This is a genomic window from Amycolatopsis sp. PSD-21 (assembly GCF_055561455.1).
This window is the reverse complement of the sequence record NZ_CM145712.1, coordinates 198,923-212,359: the sequence shown is the minus strand read 5'-3', so window position 1 is coordinate 212,359 and position 13,437 is coordinate 198,923. Positions and strand designations below refer to the sequence as shown.

General features: G+C 70.0%; 22 protein-coding genes and 1 pseudogene. 18 read left to right on the top strand and 5 right to left on the bottom strand.

All coding sequences use genetic code 11. From position 1 onward, the window contains the following. Nucleotides 1-15: 15 nt before the first annotated feature. On the bottom strand, nt 16-930 hold the full coding sequence (locus tag ACZ1DY_RS01140) for a DUF5926 family protein (RefSeq protein ID WP_465483373.1): 915 nt from the start codon (nt 928-930) through the stop codon (nt 16-18). Here ACZ1DY_RS01140 and ACZ1DY_RS01135 point away from each other — a divergent pair. Together ACZ1DY_RS01135 and ACZ1DY_RS01130 are read left to right on the top strand one after the other, a co-directional pair. After that, nucleotides 913-1,125 carry a hypothetical protein gene (locus ACZ1DY_RS01135; protein WP_465483372.1) on the top strand — a complete coding sequence of 71 codons (213 nt, stop codon included), beginning with the start codon at nt 913-915 and terminating at the stop codon, nt 1,123-1,125. The two genes, ACZ1DY_RS01140 and ACZ1DY_RS01135, sit on opposite strands and share 18 nt — an antisense overlap. Before the next feature lie 49 nt (nt 1,126-1,174). Beyond that, a pseudogene (locus tag ACZ1DY_RS01130) lies at nt 1,175-1,729 on the top strand (cytochrome P450); the annotation flags it as partial. On the opposite strand, the gene ACZ1DY_RS01125 reads toward ACZ1DY_RS01130, so the two are convergent. The 3 genes from ACZ1DY_RS01125 to ACZ1DY_RS01115 all read right to left on the bottom strand — a co-directional run bounded on the left by ACZ1DY_RS01125 (nt 1,713) and on the right by ACZ1DY_RS01115 (nt 4,178). Beyond that, complete coding sequence (locus ACZ1DY_RS01125) at nt 1,713-3,227, bottom strand: recombinase family protein (RefSeq protein ID WP_465483371.1); 1,515 nt, start codon at nt 3,225-3,227, stop codon at nt 1,713-1,715. The pseudogene ACZ1DY_RS01130 and the gene ACZ1DY_RS01125 overlap by 17 nt on opposite strands. Next, entirely contained in the window at nt 3,228-3,545 is a 318-nt protein-coding gene (locus ACZ1DY_RS01120) for a hypothetical protein (protein WP_465483370.1), read from the bottom strand. 165 nt (nt 3,546-3,710) lie between these two features. Next, the gene (locus ACZ1DY_RS01115) at nt 3,711-4,178 is read right to left on the bottom strand and encodes a hypothetical protein (RefSeq protein ID WP_465483369.1); all 468 of its coding nucleotides are present in this window, start codon (nt 4,176-4,178) and stop codon (nt 3,711-3,713) included. 179 nt (nt 4,179-4,357) lie between these two features. Between ACZ1DY_RS01115 and ACZ1DY_RS01110 the strand changes: the two genes are divergently transcribed. The 16 genes from ACZ1DY_RS01110 to ACZ1DY_RS01035 all read left to right on the top strand — a co-directional run bounded on the left by ACZ1DY_RS01110 (nt 4,358) and on the right by ACZ1DY_RS01035 (nt 13,171). After that, on the top strand, nt 4,358-4,606 hold the full coding sequence (locus ACZ1DY_RS01110; protein WP_465483368.1) for a helix-turn-helix domain-containing protein: 249 nt from the start codon (nt 4,358-4,360) through the stop codon (nt 4,604-4,606). Further along, nucleotides 4,603-4,791 (top strand): hypothetical protein, encoded by a 189-nt coding sequence (locus tag ACZ1DY_RS01105; protein ID WP_465483367.1) that lies wholly within the window; start codon nt 4,603-4,605, stop codon nt 4,789-4,791. Before ACZ1DY_RS01110 ends, ACZ1DY_RS01105 begins: the two co-directional genes overlap by 4 nt. Continuing rightward, nucleotides 4,791-5,693, top strand: coding sequence for a YqaJ viral recombinase family nuclease (locus ACZ1DY_RS01100; protein ID WP_465483366.1), 903 nt, complete (start codon nt 4,791-4,793; stop codon nt 5,691-5,693). Before ACZ1DY_RS01105 ends, ACZ1DY_RS01100 begins: the two co-directional genes overlap by 1 nt. Then, nucleotides 5,690-6,499: a recombinase RecT gene (locus tag ACZ1DY_RS01095; RefSeq protein WP_465483365.1), complete on the top strand. Its 810-nt coding sequence runs from the start codon at nt 5,690-5,692 to the stop codon at nt 6,497-6,499. The genes ACZ1DY_RS01100 and ACZ1DY_RS01095 overlap by 4 nt, the downstream gene beginning before the upstream one ends. Continuing rightward, nucleotides 6,496-6,864: a hypothetical protein gene (locus ACZ1DY_RS01090; protein ID WP_465483364.1), complete on the top strand. Its 369-nt coding sequence runs from the start codon at nt 6,496-6,498 to the stop codon at nt 6,862-6,864. The genes ACZ1DY_RS01095 and ACZ1DY_RS01090 overlap by 4 nt, the downstream gene beginning before the upstream one ends. After that, nucleotides 6,861-7,127 carry a hypothetical protein gene (locus tag ACZ1DY_RS01085; RefSeq protein ID WP_465483363.1) on the top strand — a complete coding sequence of 89 codons (267 nt, stop codon included), beginning with the start codon at nt 6,861-6,863 and terminating at the stop codon, nt 7,125-7,127. Before ACZ1DY_RS01090 ends, ACZ1DY_RS01085 begins: the two co-directional genes overlap by 4 nt. Further along, nucleotides 7,106-7,450, top strand: coding sequence for a hypothetical protein (locus ACZ1DY_RS01080; RefSeq protein WP_465483362.1), 345 nt, complete (start codon nt 7,106-7,108; stop codon nt 7,448-7,450). The genes ACZ1DY_RS01085 and ACZ1DY_RS01080 overlap by 22 nt, the downstream gene beginning before the upstream one ends. Before the next feature lie 148 nt (nt 7,451-7,598). Further along, nucleotides 7,599-7,841 (top strand): hypothetical protein, encoded by a 243-nt coding sequence (locus ACZ1DY_RS01075; RefSeq protein WP_465483361.1) that lies wholly within the window; start codon nt 7,599-7,601, stop codon nt 7,839-7,841. Beyond that, nucleotides 7,838-8,716, top strand: coding sequence for a helix-turn-helix domain-containing protein (locus tag ACZ1DY_RS01070; protein WP_465483360.1), 879 nt, complete (start codon nt 7,838-7,840; stop codon nt 8,714-8,716). Before ACZ1DY_RS01075 ends, ACZ1DY_RS01070 begins: the two co-directional genes overlap by 4 nt. Then, a complete protein-coding gene (locus tag ACZ1DY_RS01065; protein ID WP_465483359.1) occupies nt 8,713-9,228 on the top strand; it encodes a zinc finger domain-containing protein in 516 nt (171 codons plus the stop codon). The genes ACZ1DY_RS01070 and ACZ1DY_RS01065 overlap by 4 nt, the downstream gene beginning before the upstream one ends. Before the next feature lie 16 nt (nt 9,229-9,244). Continuing rightward, nucleotides 9,245-9,574 (top strand): hypothetical protein, encoded by a 330-nt coding sequence (locus tag ACZ1DY_RS01060; protein WP_465483358.1) that lies wholly within the window; start codon nt 9,245-9,247, stop codon nt 9,572-9,574. Further along, on the top strand, nt 9,571-10,080 hold the full coding sequence (locus tag ACZ1DY_RS01055) for a WhiB family transcriptional regulator (RefSeq protein WP_465483357.1): 510 nt from the start codon (nt 9,571-9,573) through the stop codon (nt 10,078-10,080). Before ACZ1DY_RS01060 ends, ACZ1DY_RS01055 begins: the two co-directional genes overlap by 4 nt. 47 nt (nt 10,081-10,127) lie before the next feature. After that, nucleotides 10,128-10,400, top strand: a complete 273-nt coding sequence (locus ACZ1DY_RS01050) for a hypothetical protein (RefSeq protein ID WP_465483356.1) — start codon at nt 10,128-10,130, stop codon at nt 10,398-10,400. A gap of 45 nt (nt 10,401-10,445) precedes the next feature. Continuing rightward, nucleotides 10,446-11,312: a hypothetical protein gene (locus tag ACZ1DY_RS01045; RefSeq protein WP_465483355.1), complete on the top strand. Its 867-nt coding sequence runs from the start codon at nt 10,446-10,448 to the stop codon at nt 11,310-11,312. 109 nt (nt 11,313-11,421) lie between these two features. After that, complete coding sequence (locus tag ACZ1DY_RS01040) at nt 11,422-11,916, top strand: helix-turn-helix domain-containing protein (RefSeq protein ID WP_465483354.1); 495 nt, start codon at nt 11,422-11,424, stop codon at nt 11,914-11,916. Beyond that, nucleotides 11,909-13,171, top strand: a complete 1,263-nt coding sequence (locus ACZ1DY_RS01035) for a PBSX family phage terminase large subunit (RefSeq protein WP_465483353.1) — start codon at nt 11,909-11,911, stop codon at nt 13,169-13,171. Before ACZ1DY_RS01040 ends, ACZ1DY_RS01035 begins: the two co-directional genes overlap by 8 nt. Here ACZ1DY_RS01035 and ACZ1DY_RS01030 read toward each other — a convergent pair. Next, nucleotides 13,131-13,409, bottom strand: a complete 279-nt coding sequence (locus tag ACZ1DY_RS01030) for a hypothetical protein (RefSeq protein ID WP_465483352.1) — start codon at nt 13,407-13,409, stop codon at nt 13,131-13,133. The genes ACZ1DY_RS01035 and ACZ1DY_RS01030 overlap by 41 nt on opposite strands. Nucleotides 13,410-13,437: the final 28 nt, after the last annotated feature.

The following is a 13,437-nucleotide window of genomic DNA, read 5'->3' as shown; positions in this document are numbered from 1 at the left end:
GGGCCTTCACGCGAGTCAGCGGATGGTGAGCTGGCGGCCGATCAGGCCGTCGCGCGAGCGGCGCTCGGTGGCGTTGAGCGGCTCGGTGTCGAGGGACTTCAGCGCGGCGTCGAGCCGGACGCCGAGCTGCTCCTTCGCGTCGGCCCACTCGCGGGCGTGTGCCTCGGGGTCAAGGTCCCACACCGGGACGAGCAGCCCGTGCGCGCGGAACGAACCGGCGTAGCGGGAGCCCTCGCCGAGGCCCAGCTCACCGGCCGCGGACAGCCGCGCAAGCGCTTGCAGCAGCAGGTTCTCCGGCTCCGGACGAACCCAGCGCAGGTGCGCCTTCTCGCCGGCGAGCACCCAGTACGCGCCCGCGCCGAGGCGTTCGGTCGGCATGATCGCCGCGTTCGCGCGCTCGAGGGACAGCGCGACGTCTCCGCTCGCGTCGGCGTCCTCGGGCAGCCACCAGGCGAAGTCGTTGTAGAGCGTGACGTCGAGTTCGGCGTTCACATCGAGCAGGTCCTGGAGACGGGCCTTCTCGTCGGCCGTGGGCGGCGTCGTGGTGTCCGGCACGGACAGCACGTCACCCTCCTTGGCGTCCAGCACCCACCGCAGCGCGCGGCCGAGGTCGCGGCTGATGTCCGAAGACCGGGTCTGCACCTGCATGCCGACGTAGCGCTCGCCGTCGGACCGGACGAACGCGGCCGCCGCCATCGGCAGCACCGTGCCGAGGGTGACCTTCTCGCCGGAGCCCAGCGTGAGCGCCGCCGTCGCCGACGGGACGAACTCGCGCAGCGCGATCAGCTCCGTCTCCGCCGCGAGCCCCTCGAGGTCGAATGGCGGGTGATCAGCCTGCCGTTTCCCCCGTACCGCACCGAATACTCGATCAAGGCGCCATCCCGGCGCCGCAGTGCGGAGAAGGGAACACAGATGATCACCTCGAAGCACCGGGCCGCCTTGGCCGCGGTTCCCGTGGCACTCGGACTGATGCTGGCCGGGCCCGCGGTGGGCACGGCTTCGGCCGCGCCGGAGTCCGGCAGAGCGGAGCAGGCGCGACATTGCCTGCTGCTGTGCGTCGGCCATCACCACGGGCATCACCACCACGGCCTGCACCTGCACCTGGGGCTTTGGCTGCATCTGTAGCTCCGTGCCGCGCCGGGGCGGCCACCCCGGCGCGGGTTACAGTCGGCGAGTGTTCGACCTCGCCGACCCGGCCTTCCTCGCGAATCCGTACCCGTATTTCGCCGACCTCCGCGAACGCGGCGACGTCCACCGGCACGACGGCCTCGGCATCGCCGTGGCGGTTTCGCACGCGGCGTCGGCCGCCGTCCTGCGGCATCGGGGACTCGGCCGGATCTGGCAGGACGCGCTGCCGGTGGAGCGGTTCGCGTCGTTCAACCTGCTGCACCGCAACTCGCTGCTGGAGAACGAGCCGCCCGCCCACACGCGGCTGCGGCGGGTGATCGCGGGCGCGTTCGGGCGCGGACACGTCCAGCGGCTGCGGCCGATGGTCGCGGAACTCGCCGACGGCATGGTCGCCCGCCTCGCCGCCGAAATCGCCGAAACCGGCTCGGCCGATCTGCTGACGCATCTCGCGCAGCCGCTGCCGGTCGCGGTCATCGCGGAACTGCTGGGCGTCCCGGTCGAGGACGGCCCGCGCATGGTGACCCTTTCGAACCACATCGTCAAGATGTCACTTAAAACCACTACTACGACGGGGCAGGCTCGCGTTACGCGGCAGGCTGCCACTTCGGCACGATCTCGATGCGAGACGGTGCGTACTTCTTGTCGGCAGGGTAGACGTTTACGCACTTCAGGAGCTGTTTCAACAGGTCGCGCTTTCGCGCTACAGGGAGGATGTCCCAGTCTTTCAGCAGTTCGACCGCCACGTCGCGCGGCGGACCGACGTGCTTGCGCTGCTCGTCTTCGGCCTTGTGCAGCTTGATCTCGATCTCGCGGATTTCCGCCGTCAGGTCGTCTCGCACCTGTACGTAGGTCGCGTCCGGGATTAGATCGGCCAGGTTCTTCCGGGTCGCGGCAGCGAGTTGCTTGCGCAACTCCACAGCTTCGGCCGTGAGCATCTTGATATCCGTGCGCACGCGGACCTCGCTGCGCTCGACGACTGCGGACTCGGCCGACTTGTCGACCTCGGCAGCGAACTCCTCGAGCCATTCCAGCACAGCCCGCTCGATACGCTGGAGCGTGACACCGACGTAACGAACTGCCTTCGTGCGCTTCCACTGCCCGCAGACGAGGGAGACCTCGCCGGTCTTTTTCTTCGAGCTGATCACCAACGTGTACTTGCTGTCGCAATCACCGCACCGGGCGACACCAATAAGCGGGTAGCGGGGCTCCCGGTTGCGGTTTGGCTCCCTGGTGCGCGCTGCTCGAGCACGGAGGTACTCCGGCCAGGTGGTTTCCGGATCGATGATGTGTTTGTGAGCGCCCTTGTCCCACGTCCGCCGAGCCAACGGGACGTAACGCGAGTTGGAGTCTGAGCCCTCCGTGCGGTTGAGCAAGCCGGCCGCGAACCCGCTGTCGAGCAGTACGCGTACCGACATGTCCGCCCAGGCCCCGCCTCGCGAAGTCGGGACGCCCCGCCGATTCAGCTCTTGCGCGATCCACGGGAAGCCGTGTCCGTCGAGGTACTGCTCGTACATCCATCGGACGACCTTGGCCTCTTTCTTCTGGATCTCGTACCGTTCGTCTTCGCCCTTCTTCCGGATGTGCCGATACCCGTAGCGTTTCCCGCCAGTCGCTGGGAGGCCGCGGTCGCGGCGGTTCTGGTGAGCTTCGCTCCACCCTTCGCCGATCCGATCCGACTCGAACTCGGCCATGTCGACCAGGACGTTCCGCGAAAACCGGCCCGATGCCGTGGTGACGTCGGTCGGCTCGGTTGCCGAGTGGATCTCGCCGCCGAGCTTCTCGACTTTGTCCTCGGCGACGGCCCAGTGCAGCCGACGACGCGAGAGGCGAGACCACTTCCACAAGAGGATGATGTCGGCTTCGCCAGCCTCGATCATGCCCATGGCCTTGAGGACACCCTTGCGCTTGTGCCAGATACGGCCGGTCTGCTGCTCCCAGATCTCGCCGACAATCTCGATCCCGTGGCGGGCCGCATAGTCCTCGCAGGCGGCGCGCTGGATCGCGTCGGAGATCGTCTCTTCCTTCGCCGCCGATTGCCGGAGATAGAGGATGGCCCGCCTTGGTCTGTCGGGTACCGCGCGTAGCGCGCGAGCTGCCACTTACTTGCACTCCTTCCGTGTAGGCACGACATGCAGTCGCCGGCGAGGTGCGTCGGCGAGCTGGTCGAGCTGGTCAAACAACCCTTGTGCCTCGAAGACGTCGAGGCGGTCGGAGAACTCCGAGCGGATACTCTCGATTTCCTGCGTGATCGCGCTTTGACCTGCGAGAACCTTGCCGCAGCAGACCGACATGCCGTGCAAGATCCATCCGACGGCCGCGGCAACAACAACGATCCACAGCACCGGCGACGGCATGAGCGGCTGGTCGCCATCCACGATGAGCGCGGCGGCGGCGGTAGCCGCAACCGTCGTGGTCACCAAGGCGCCCGCCAGAGATGCCGACCGAAGCTGAACTGACATCAATCCCCCTACTAGCCTCTCAGAATCGAACACATGATCGATCCCCCTCGCTAGGCTCATCGGCAACATGAAAGATCTTGTTTCTCGGCCGAACGAGTGAGTCACTCGTTCTGACCTGCACGGTTACCGCTCCCCCGCATCCGGCAGCGCGCCAATCCAGCCCTGCACCTCGGCAAGGAACCCCAGCTCGCGAGCCTTTTCCGTCACCCTGCCCAACTCGGCGTAGTAGACGTCAACGCCGTAGAGACGCCTGTGCGCAGGCAACAGCTCGACAATCCGGCGAATGGCCTCGAGTTGCCCATCGCGAGTGTCAAGATCGAGCCGAGCGGGCTCGGCGACCTCGTCGTCGCCGGGCACGAACGCGTGCGGCTCACCCCCCGCGAGCAGGTGGTCGACCATGCCTCGAGGCCATTCGAGAGCAGCCTCGAGAGCGCGGCGAGTGCTCGCGCGCATCTTGGTCTGCCCAATGCGGAGAAGTCGCAACGACTCGCGCGACATCTTCATGCGCGCGGCTACCTCGTTCCAGGTCAGCTCGAGAGCTGCCCGGCGTTCGTCGAGCTGATCGGCGAAACGCTGCTGTCCGGGGTCCATGCGCGCCATCCTTGTAGGCAAAAGTTGGCATGTCTAGGCACGGTATGCCAAATCACCCGACTGGACACCTGTTGAAGCGCCAACGTAAGCAAACTGTTGCGACCTCAGCCGCCAAGTTGTGACAAAAACTGGTCAAATCAAGGTCGATAAGTTGGCATCGCTTGGCATATGTTGGCTAGGTGCTAACCAGGACCATCGACGGCGCCAAGCTCCGCGCCACCCGCGAGGAACACGGCCTTACCGGCTACGCGCTTGCTGCACTGACCGCTGAGCAACTGCGCCGACCCGTCCACCCGTCCACCGTCTACCAGCTCGAGAGCGGGCGCCGGCAACCCTCGGCGCCGTTGTTCGGCGCGTTGTGCCGCGCCTTGCAGTGCCCGGCCGGCGAACTGCTCGTCGAGAACACGAAAGCCGAGCGCGCAGCATGAGCCCGACCGTCACGCGCGAGCAAGCCATCGCCGGCGCCGGCCGAGTGCTGGCGCTCGCTCGGAGAGACCTGCTCGAGCGCAGTCCGCGCGAGTCCGCTTCCGCCGCCTATGTCCCGGGCGGTCCCTCTCTCGACGAACTCGAGCAGCGCATCGCCGCCCGGCTCGGCCTTAGCGAGGCCGCGTAATGGGCGCCGCGAAGCGCGTCGGCACGTTCGAGCCCGGCTCGCCGGCATGGCTCGCCGCACGTGTGTCCGCCCTCGGCGGGTCCGAGGTCACCGCAGTGCTCGGCCTCTCGCCGTGGGAATCGCGGTTTTCGCTGTGGCATCGAAAGAAGGGCTACGCCGGCCAAGCCGACGACACCGAGGTCATGCGGTGGGGCCGGTGGCTCGAGGACCCGATCGCCCGCGCGTTCGCCGAGCTGCACCCCGAGTACCGGGTGCGCCGGACCGGAACATGGGCCAGCCGGACACGGCCGTGGCAGCTCGCGACCCCCGACCGGCTGCTGTCCAGCCTCACCGGGCGCGCGCTGCTCGAGGTCAAGACCGCGCACAACGCCGACGAGTGGGGCGAGCCGGGTACCGACGAGGTGCCGATCTACTACCGGACGCAAGCCCTGTGGCAGCTTGACACGCTCGGCCTGTCCCGCGCGCACATCGCCGTGTTGATCTCCGGATCGGACTACCGCGAGTACTTCGTCGACTGGAACATCGCCGAGGTTTCCGTGCTCCGCGACGCCGCCCGCGAATTCCTCGACACCCTCGAGCGCGACGAACGCCCGGACATCGACGAGCACACCGCGACCTACCGGACGGTGCGCGCACTGCACCCGCTCATCGACGACGTCGAGATCGAGATCGCTCCAACGCTTGCCGAGCGCTACCGCACCGCGGTAGCCGAGCACAAGGCCGCCGAGAACGCCAAGCGGCGAGCGGCCGCCGAGGTGCTCGACGCGCTCGGCTCCGGCCGGCGCGCCGTAGTCGCCGGCGAGTCCATCGCTATTCGCGTACCGGGCGCTGGCGACTCGCCGCCGTCGCTGCGCCCGTCTCCCATCCGTTCGACATCGCAGAAGGTGAGCGCCGCAGCATGACCACTCAGACCGTCACGTCGGCCGTCGCGCAGCAGCGGGACAGCTCGCCGGCCGCGCTGGTGCGCAAGTACCGCACGGACTTCGCGACCGTGCTTCCCAGCCACATCAAGCCCGAGACGTGGCTGCGTATCGCTACCGGTGCCCTGCGCCGGAGTCCGCAGCTCGCGCACGCCGCGGAGAAGAACCCGACGTCGTTGCTCGTCGCGCTGCTCGATGCCGCGCGCAAGGGGCTCGAGCCGGGCACGGAGCAGTACTACCTAGTGCCGCGCAAAACCAAGCGCGGTCCCGAGGTCCTCGGCATCACCGGGTATCAGGGCGAGGTGGAACTCATGTACCGGGCCGGGGCGGTGTCCTCGGTCAAGGTCGAAGTCGTGCGCGAACACGACACCTTCGCCTACAACCCGGGCGAGCACGACCGGCCGGTGCACGAGATCAACTGGCGCGCCGACCGCGGCGACCTGGTGCTCGCCTACGCCTACGCGAAGATGCGCGACGGGGCGACCAGCAACGTCTCGGTGCTCTCCGCCGACGACATCGCCGTCATTCTGTCCAAGGCCGAGGGCGCCGACTCGCCGTTCTCACCGTGGCAGTGGAACCCCAAGGCGATGTGGCTCAAGTCGGCCGCGCACCAGCTCGCGAAGTGGGTGCCGACCAGCGCCGAGCGCGTCTGGCAGCCCGACGGGCCGCCGCCCGAGGCGCCACCGGCCGCGCCGGTCACCCTGCCCACCGGCGACGACGTCGTCGACGCCGAAGTCGTCGAGGACTGGCCAGCCGCGCCGGCGGACACCGCGGACGGTGAACGATGACCGCGACCAGCGCGAAGGGGCTCGAGGTGATTGCCGACGAGCCCACCGAGGCGCCAATGCGCGCCAAGGGCGGCGCGCCGGTGCTCTGGCGGCAGACGCGAACGCTGCTGCTCGCCGACGGCTCGACGACGTACGGGTGCGTCCATTGCGACTACACCTCGGACAACATGCACTCGATCCGGCCGCACCTGAACAAGCACCGGACCACGCCGGCCGCCGAGGTCGAGGTCGACCCGCTCGACGGGCTCACCCTCGGCGAGATCCGACAGCAGCTAACCGCGGCAGCCGAGTGGAAGGCGCGCGCCGTGCGCGCCGAGCAACACCTGTCGATGCTGCGCTCGGCTCTGCGGGAGGTGACCGCGTGACCGCGTCCGCGCTCGTGCCGACTGGCCGCGTTGTGCTCTGCTGCGCCGAGCACCTCGGCGCCGGTTGCTGCGACCCGACCGACTGCTCGACGTGCTGCCCGGAGTGCCCAACGTGCCCGGTAGTCACCGGACGAACGCCGGGGCAGCGGATCTACGACATGTCCGGGCACCGCGAGCTACTCGCCGAACTGGCCGAGTGGGCTCGCGAGATCCGGTCACGACCGTGGGAGGGGTCCAAGCCGTGGCCGACCAGCTCGCCCTAGGGTTCGCCGACCGGCACGCCGGGCAAGAGGCCAACCTCGCCGCCGCGGTCGCCGTGAACCGCGACTACCGGGCCGCCGCCGAGGCCGCGCTCGCTGAGCTGGTCCGCGAAGGCCGGCCGTTCACCGCCGAAGACGTCCGCAAGGCCGTTCCCAAGGACGTCGAGCCGCACTCGCCGAACGTCCTTCCGTCCGTGCTCGGCACATGGGCCGCGCGTCGGCTGATCGTGCCGTGCGGTGAGTACCGCAGCCGCCGGCGAAGCCGCCGCGCGAGCCGTAACCGGGTGTGGATTGCTCGCGGGCCGGTCGTGGAAACGTTGTCGTAGAGCGGTTTCTTGTCACTTTGTTGTCACTTCACGCCCAACTTCTTCCTTAGCGTTTCGAGCCAACACAGCAACAGCAGCACGTCACCGACCAGTGGCGGGCGCGGTGGAGCGCGCCCGCGTCCGCCACTGCACCACCCCAGGGGGACCCGTGATCATCGAATTTCCCGGCACTAAGACCGCGGCCGCGCCCGTGCGCAAACTCGACGCGCTCGCCGTCGAGGCAGCGCTCAACGGCCGGCGCACGTACGACGAGTTGCACCCACGCGAGGTGTTCGAGGTCGTCCGGATCGCTCGCCGGCGCGGCGACACCCTCGACCAGGTCGCCGCACTGCTCGACGTGGATTTCTTCATGATCGCCGAAGAGTACGAAGCCGCGGCGGGGTCCTGGTGAGCGTTCAAGCCCTGCGTTGGGCCGCCGAGCAGCAGGTCGGCGGCCCCATGCCGAAACTCGTGCTCTACGCCCTGGCCGAGCACGCCAACCGCGACGGCTACGCGACGACGTCAGTTACCACGCTCGCGCGTGAAACCGAGGCGTCGCGCCGCACCGTGCAGCGGGGGCTCGACACGCTCGTCGAGCGGCGACTCATCGCCCGCACTCGACGCCAGCGAGGCACCGGTGCCGACACGTCCAGCGAGTACCGCCTCATGCTCAACCGGTCTAGCGACGGTGCCACACCGACACCCCAGGGGGAGGGACACACCGACACCCCCGAGTGTCAGAACGACACTCCCCCCGTGTCAGAGCGACACCCCGAGAGTGTCGGACAGACACCCCACGCGGGTGTCACAGCGACACCCCAAGGTGAACCGGAACTACTGAACCGAACTACGGAACCAGGCCGTCACGCGCGCCCCCGCACGCGAGGCACCACCACCGCGGCGGAACTTTCGGCGACCGCGTCTCGACCCGACGCCTACCGGCTGGTGACCTCGTGGCGTGACCAGACCGGCGCCGCCTACCGGCCGGCGACGATTCGGGCTCTCGCCAAGCAGGCTGACGGCATTTTGCGCGACGGTGGTGCGCTGGTTCCGTTGCGTGCCGCGCTCGACGAATGGGACCGCCGCCCTGACGCTCGGCCCGGTCTGCTGCCGCACCTGTACGACGACGCGGTCAAGGCCACCCGGCGCGCAGAGCGGCCGGCCGCGCGTCCACCGGTGCGCAGTGCTCGAGGCGAGAAGGTCCGCGGGTGGCTCGCGCTCGCCGCCGAGCCTGCGCCCGTCGACGCCGAGCCCGTCGAGCAGCTCGTCGAGGGGATGCGCGCATGAACCGAGCCGAAGTCGCGACCCTGCTCGGCGCCGCCGCGGCCGTCGACCCGAAGGTGCCGCAACCTGATCCGGACGTGCTCACGATGTGGGCCGGCATCCTCGACGACGTCCCGGCCGACGTCGCCGGCGCCGCGGTCCGAGCGCACTACCGGCACAACGGCGAGACCGTCATGCCGGCCGACATCGTCGAGTACTGGCGAACGATCCGTCGCGACGCCGCCGAGCGCGAGCACAACGCGCAGTTGCGAGCCCGTGCCATCGAGCGCCCGCCGAACCTGCGCGCCATCCGCAACGGGGTCGCCCGAGTTACCGCGGCGCTCGCCATCACCCGCGGAGTCGATCCCGAGTACGCCGAAGCCGAAGTCGAGGCCCGTCGCGCCTACCTCGCCGTGGCGTGCACCTGGTGCAAAGCCCGACCAGGCGCACCGTGCACCGGTCCCGGTGGCAAGCCGCTCACCAAGCAGCCCGCGCACGACGCCCGGCTCGCCGACGCGCTCGCGTCCACACGTTGAACACCAGGGGGAAACGATGAACAACCACGACGAGACCACCGCGGCGACCGGTCGCCGGCGCCTCCGCGCGCACGCGCGCGTCGACGCCGGCTCGGTGGACTCTTCCGGCGCGGGTTACCCCGGACCGGCGCCGGTCGACTCGTCGGCGCTCGACCGATTCGCCGCGTTGCTGCGCCAGGCCGGCAAGCGCGCGCCGGCCGTCGTCGAGGGCGACCTCGGCCGCCGGCTCGGCATCGCGCTCGAGGGGCTCGCGCGGCAACCGGGTACGGGGTTGCTGCCCTACCGGCTTCGTCGGCTCGCCGAGGCCGTGCTCGCCGCGCCGCTTATCGACAAGGCGCCGCAGTGACGCGCCGGCCGCCGTGGCGCGAGCGCGCAGCGTGCCGCGGGCGCCTCGACCTCGATTTCATCGACCCTGCCGACGAGCAGGTCGACCAGTGCCGGGCCGTGTGCGCCGAGTGCCCGGTGCGCGAGCTGTGCCTCGCCGACGCGCTCGCCTCCGGGGAAGCGTGGGGGATCTGGGGAGGGCTCGCTGCCGACGAGCGGGCCGCGGTCGCCGAGCAGGGCGGCCACCCCGCGCCGACGGTTCGGCCGGCGCACGGCACGAACGCGCGGTACGCGAAACACCGGTGCCGCTGCTCGGCGTGCACCGCGGCGCACGCCGAGTACGAACGCGAGCGCCGTGCCCGTCTGCGGGCTCGCCGGCGCGGCGCGGTGTCGCGCGCGTACGTGCTCGCCGAGCCGGTCCGGTCCGGCCGCACGTGGGCCGGTGCCGGTCAGTACGTGCTAGCGCTGCCCGGTCTCCCGATCCCTGCCGAGGCCGAACTCGACGAGCCGCTCGGCGCGGCCGCGTGAACGGCACCGGTCGTAGGCTGTCCCGACTCGACACGAAGGAAGGTTCGTTGAGCGCACGCGCATTCGCCCGAAGCACGCTCATCGCCGGTGACCCGGTGAACTGTCGCCACGAACACCCGCACAAGCCCGGCCGCGTGTGCCTACTGGCCAAGGCGCACGGCGGACTCGGCGCCGCGCCGCACCGCTCGGTCGAGGGCGACGAGTGGTTCGACGCCGTGTGCCGCGAGTGCCACGGCGCCGGTTCGGTCGACGGCATCGAGTGCGTGCCGTGCGCCGCGGGCGGGTGGGTGCTCGTCGACCGGGCGGCCGGCGCCGCGTAGTCGTCGCGCCCGGTCGGTGACACGGCCGGCTCGAGGCTCGAGTGCATGATCGACACGTGCGCCGCCCCGTTCTGCGCCAACGCCACCACCGGCGGCACGGTGTGCCCGTCGTGCCTCGGCCGGCTCCGTTCCGACCTGGTCGACGTCGCCGAGCTGGTCGACTACCTCGAGGACACCGTCGCCCGGCTCGCGAACACCGGGCCGCCGCGGGTCGGCTCTCGGCCGGCCGAGACCGGGCTGCCGTTCAACGTCGGCGCCGCCGAGGTCCGCGACGTCGTGCACAACGTGCTATCGACGTGGGTGCGCGACCTGTGGGAGACACACGGCCTACGCCAGCAGGTACCCAGCGGCGAGACCGCGCCGGACGGCTCACCACTCACCGTCGCCGAGCTGGAACCGCTCGACCTCGACGACACCGTGCCCGAAATGGCCGCGTGGCTGCGTCGACACCCGTCGTGGGTCGAGTACCACCCGGCCGGCGGCGAGCTGGTCGACGAGATCGGCGACGCCGTCGAGCAGGTCCGCCGGGCCGTCGACCTCCCGCCGGCGCGCTTGTACTGCGGGCCGTGCCCGGACTGCTCGGCCGACCTCTACGCCCGCCCCGACCGGGCCGTCGTCGCCTGCCGTGAGTGCGGAATGCACCACGACGTCGAGGCTCGGCGCGAGAAGCTGCTCGACGCCGCCCGGGATGTCGAGGCGACTGCGGCGGAGATCGCCCGCGCATTGCCGAAACTGCTCGGCCGCGAACTGTCGGCGAACACGCTGCGCACGTGGGCGCGCGCCGGCAAGCTCGACAAGCGCGAGCCCGACGAACACGGCCGGCCGCGGTACCGCGTCGGCGACGTCATCGAGCTTGCGCTCGTCACCCCCGCGCGAAAGCGTGTAACCCGCGAACCGGCCGGTTGTGCTTAAACTGGCGATTAGCAGCGGGTGAGCTGTACCCGCACCACGATCCGACAGCCCCGGACTACCCTCCCCCTCGGTCCGGGGCTGTCTGCTGCCCGGGGGCGAGGTGACCACCTTGCCGCGCAATCTGATCACCGACGCCGACCGGGAGCGCGTGCGCGAGCTGCACGCCGAAGGCAAGACCCGCAACGACATCGCCCGGGAGATCAACCGCTCGCCGTCCACGGTGACCGGCATCGCCCGCGCGCTCGGCCTGTCCTTCGACCGCTCGGCCACTGCCGCCGCGACGCACGCGCGCCAGGTCGACAACCGGGCTCGCCGTACCGAGATCGTCGGCCGGCTTTACGGCCGTGCCGAGCGCATTCTCGGCCGGCTCGAGGCCGATCGGTACACGTTCACCGCGACCACGATCAACGGCATTGAGTCCAAGGTGCTCGACCACGTGCCAGCACCGGACGAGAAGGCGCTCGCTTCGGCGATGTCGACGCATCTCGGCGCCGCGGCCAAGCTCGAGCAGGTCGACGCCGACACCGGCGCCGAGGGCGCTCGGTCGATGCTCGGCGGGCTCGCCGTCGCGCTCGGCATCGCGACAGGGCCGGCGAGTGGGTGAGCCCGCGCTCGACCTGCCGCTCTCGCCGGCACAGATCGAGTCGATGCGGGAGTCGCGTGCCCGGGTGAACATCTGGTCGGGCGCCATCCGGTCGGGCAAGACCATCGCGAGCTTGTTGCGTTGGTTGATCTACGTCGCGCACGCGCCCCGCGGCGGACAACTCGTCGTTGTCGGGCGCACCCGCGACTCGGTCGCGCGCAACGTTTTCGCGCCGCTGCAAGACCCGACCCTGTTCGGCGCGGTCGCCGACCACGTCCGCTACACGGCGGGCGCGCCGTCCGGCTGGATTCTCGGCCGGCAAGTGTTCGTGCTCGGCGCATCGGACAGCAAGGCCGAGAAAGTCTTGCGGGGGCTCACGTGCGCCGGCGCGTACGTCGACGAGGTGACCGTCGTTGCCCGGGAGTTCTTCAAGCAGCTACTAGGCCGGATGTCGGTTCCGGGCGCGCAGTTATTCGGTACCACCAACCCGGACAACCCCGCGCATTGGCTGAAACACGACTACCTCGACCGGCTCGCCGAGCTGCCCGACTGGCGCTCGTTCGCGTTCACCCTCGACGACAACCCCTCGTTGTCCGCCGAGTACCGCGCGAGCATCCGCCGCGAATACACCGGCTTGTGGTTCCGGCGCTTCATCCTCGGCGAGTGGGTCGCCGCCGAGGGCGCCGTGTTCGACATGTGGGACCCCGACCGGCACGTCGTGCCGTGGGCCGAGCTGCCCGACCTGCGGCGACTGCTCGCCGCCGGCGTCGACTATGGCACCACGAACGCAACCGCGGCGCTGCTGCTCGGCCTCGGCGCCGACGACCGGCTGTACCTGGTCGACGAGTGGCGCCACGACCCGGCGCACGCGCGGACCCGGCTCACCGACTCCCAGCTCGCCGCCGGACTGCGCGAGTGGCTCGGCCTCGAGCACCACCCGCGCCAGCAGGGCCGGCCCGAGTTCGTCGTCGTCGACCCGGCCGCCGCGTCGTTCCGGGTGCAACTCCAGTCCGACGGCGTGCTCACCCAAGCCGCCGACAACGACGTCGCCTACGGCATCCGGACCGTGTCGAGCCTGCTCGCCGAGGACCGGTTGCGCGTCGCCGACCGGTGCCGCGGCTTCATCGCCGAGGTACCCGGCTACTCGTGGGACGACAAAGCGACCGCCGCCGGCGAGGACAAGCCGATCAAGATCGCTGATCACTCGCTCGACGGCGGTCGCTACGCCGTAACGACTACTGAGGCGCTCTGGCGGCCTGCTCTCGCCGCCGCCTGAACAGCGGATACGCCTCCGGTCTGCCTTGCTTGTCCTGGCCGACCGACCACTCGGACAGCACCCACCCGGCGCGCTCGATCGCCTCAATCTGGATGGACCAGTCGGCGACCTCGCCAGACAAAAAGTGGTGCGTCGCCGGCCAGTTCAACCGGGCGGCGAAGAAGAAGCGGCCTTCCTCGAACGCCTTGCGCGCTTCGCCGGCGACGTTGTCCGCCTTGGCCTGCTTGATGATTCCCACGTTTCTCCCTGCTGTGGTGAAAGGGGGT

Excerpts from the sequence above, each read along its gene's own strand:
- ACZ1DY_RS01090 (WP_465483364.1), top strand. The coding sequence starts at position 6,496 with ATGACCGCGACCAGCGCGAAGGGGCTCGAGGTGATTGCCGACGAGCCC.
- ACZ1DY_RS01065 (WP_465483359.1), top strand. The coding sequence starts at position 8,713 with ATGAACCGAGCCGAAGTCGCGACCCTGCTCGGCGCCGCCGCGGCCGTC.
- ACZ1DY_RS01060 (WP_465483358.1), top strand. The coding sequence starts at position 9,245 with ATGAACAACCACGACGAGACCACCGCGGCGACCGGTCGCCGGCGCCTC.
- ACZ1DY_RS01105 (WP_465483367.1), top strand. The coding sequence starts at position 4,603 with ATGAGCCCGACCGTCACGCGCGAGCAAGCCATCGCCGGCGCCGGCCGA.
- ACZ1DY_RS01115 (WP_465483369.1), bottom strand. The coding sequence starts at position 4,178 with ATGGACCCCGGACAGCAGCGTTTCGCCGATCAGCTCGACGAACGCCGG.
- ACZ1DY_RS01045 (WP_465483355.1), top strand. The coding sequence starts at position 10,446 with ATGATCGACACGTGCGCCGCCCCGTTCTGCGCCAACGCCACCACCGGC.
- ACZ1DY_RS01095 (WP_465483365.1), top strand. The coding sequence starts at position 5,690 with ATGACCACTCAGACCGTCACGTCGGCCGTCGCGCAGCAGCGGGACAGC.
- ACZ1DY_RS01135 (WP_465483372.1), top strand. The coding sequence starts at position 913 with ATGATCACCTCGAAGCACCGGGCCGCCTTGGCCGCGGTTCCCGTGGCA.
- ACZ1DY_RS01100 (WP_465483366.1), top strand. The coding sequence starts at position 4,791 with ATGGGCGCCGCGAAGCGCGTCGGCACGTTCGAGCCCGGCTCGCCGGCA.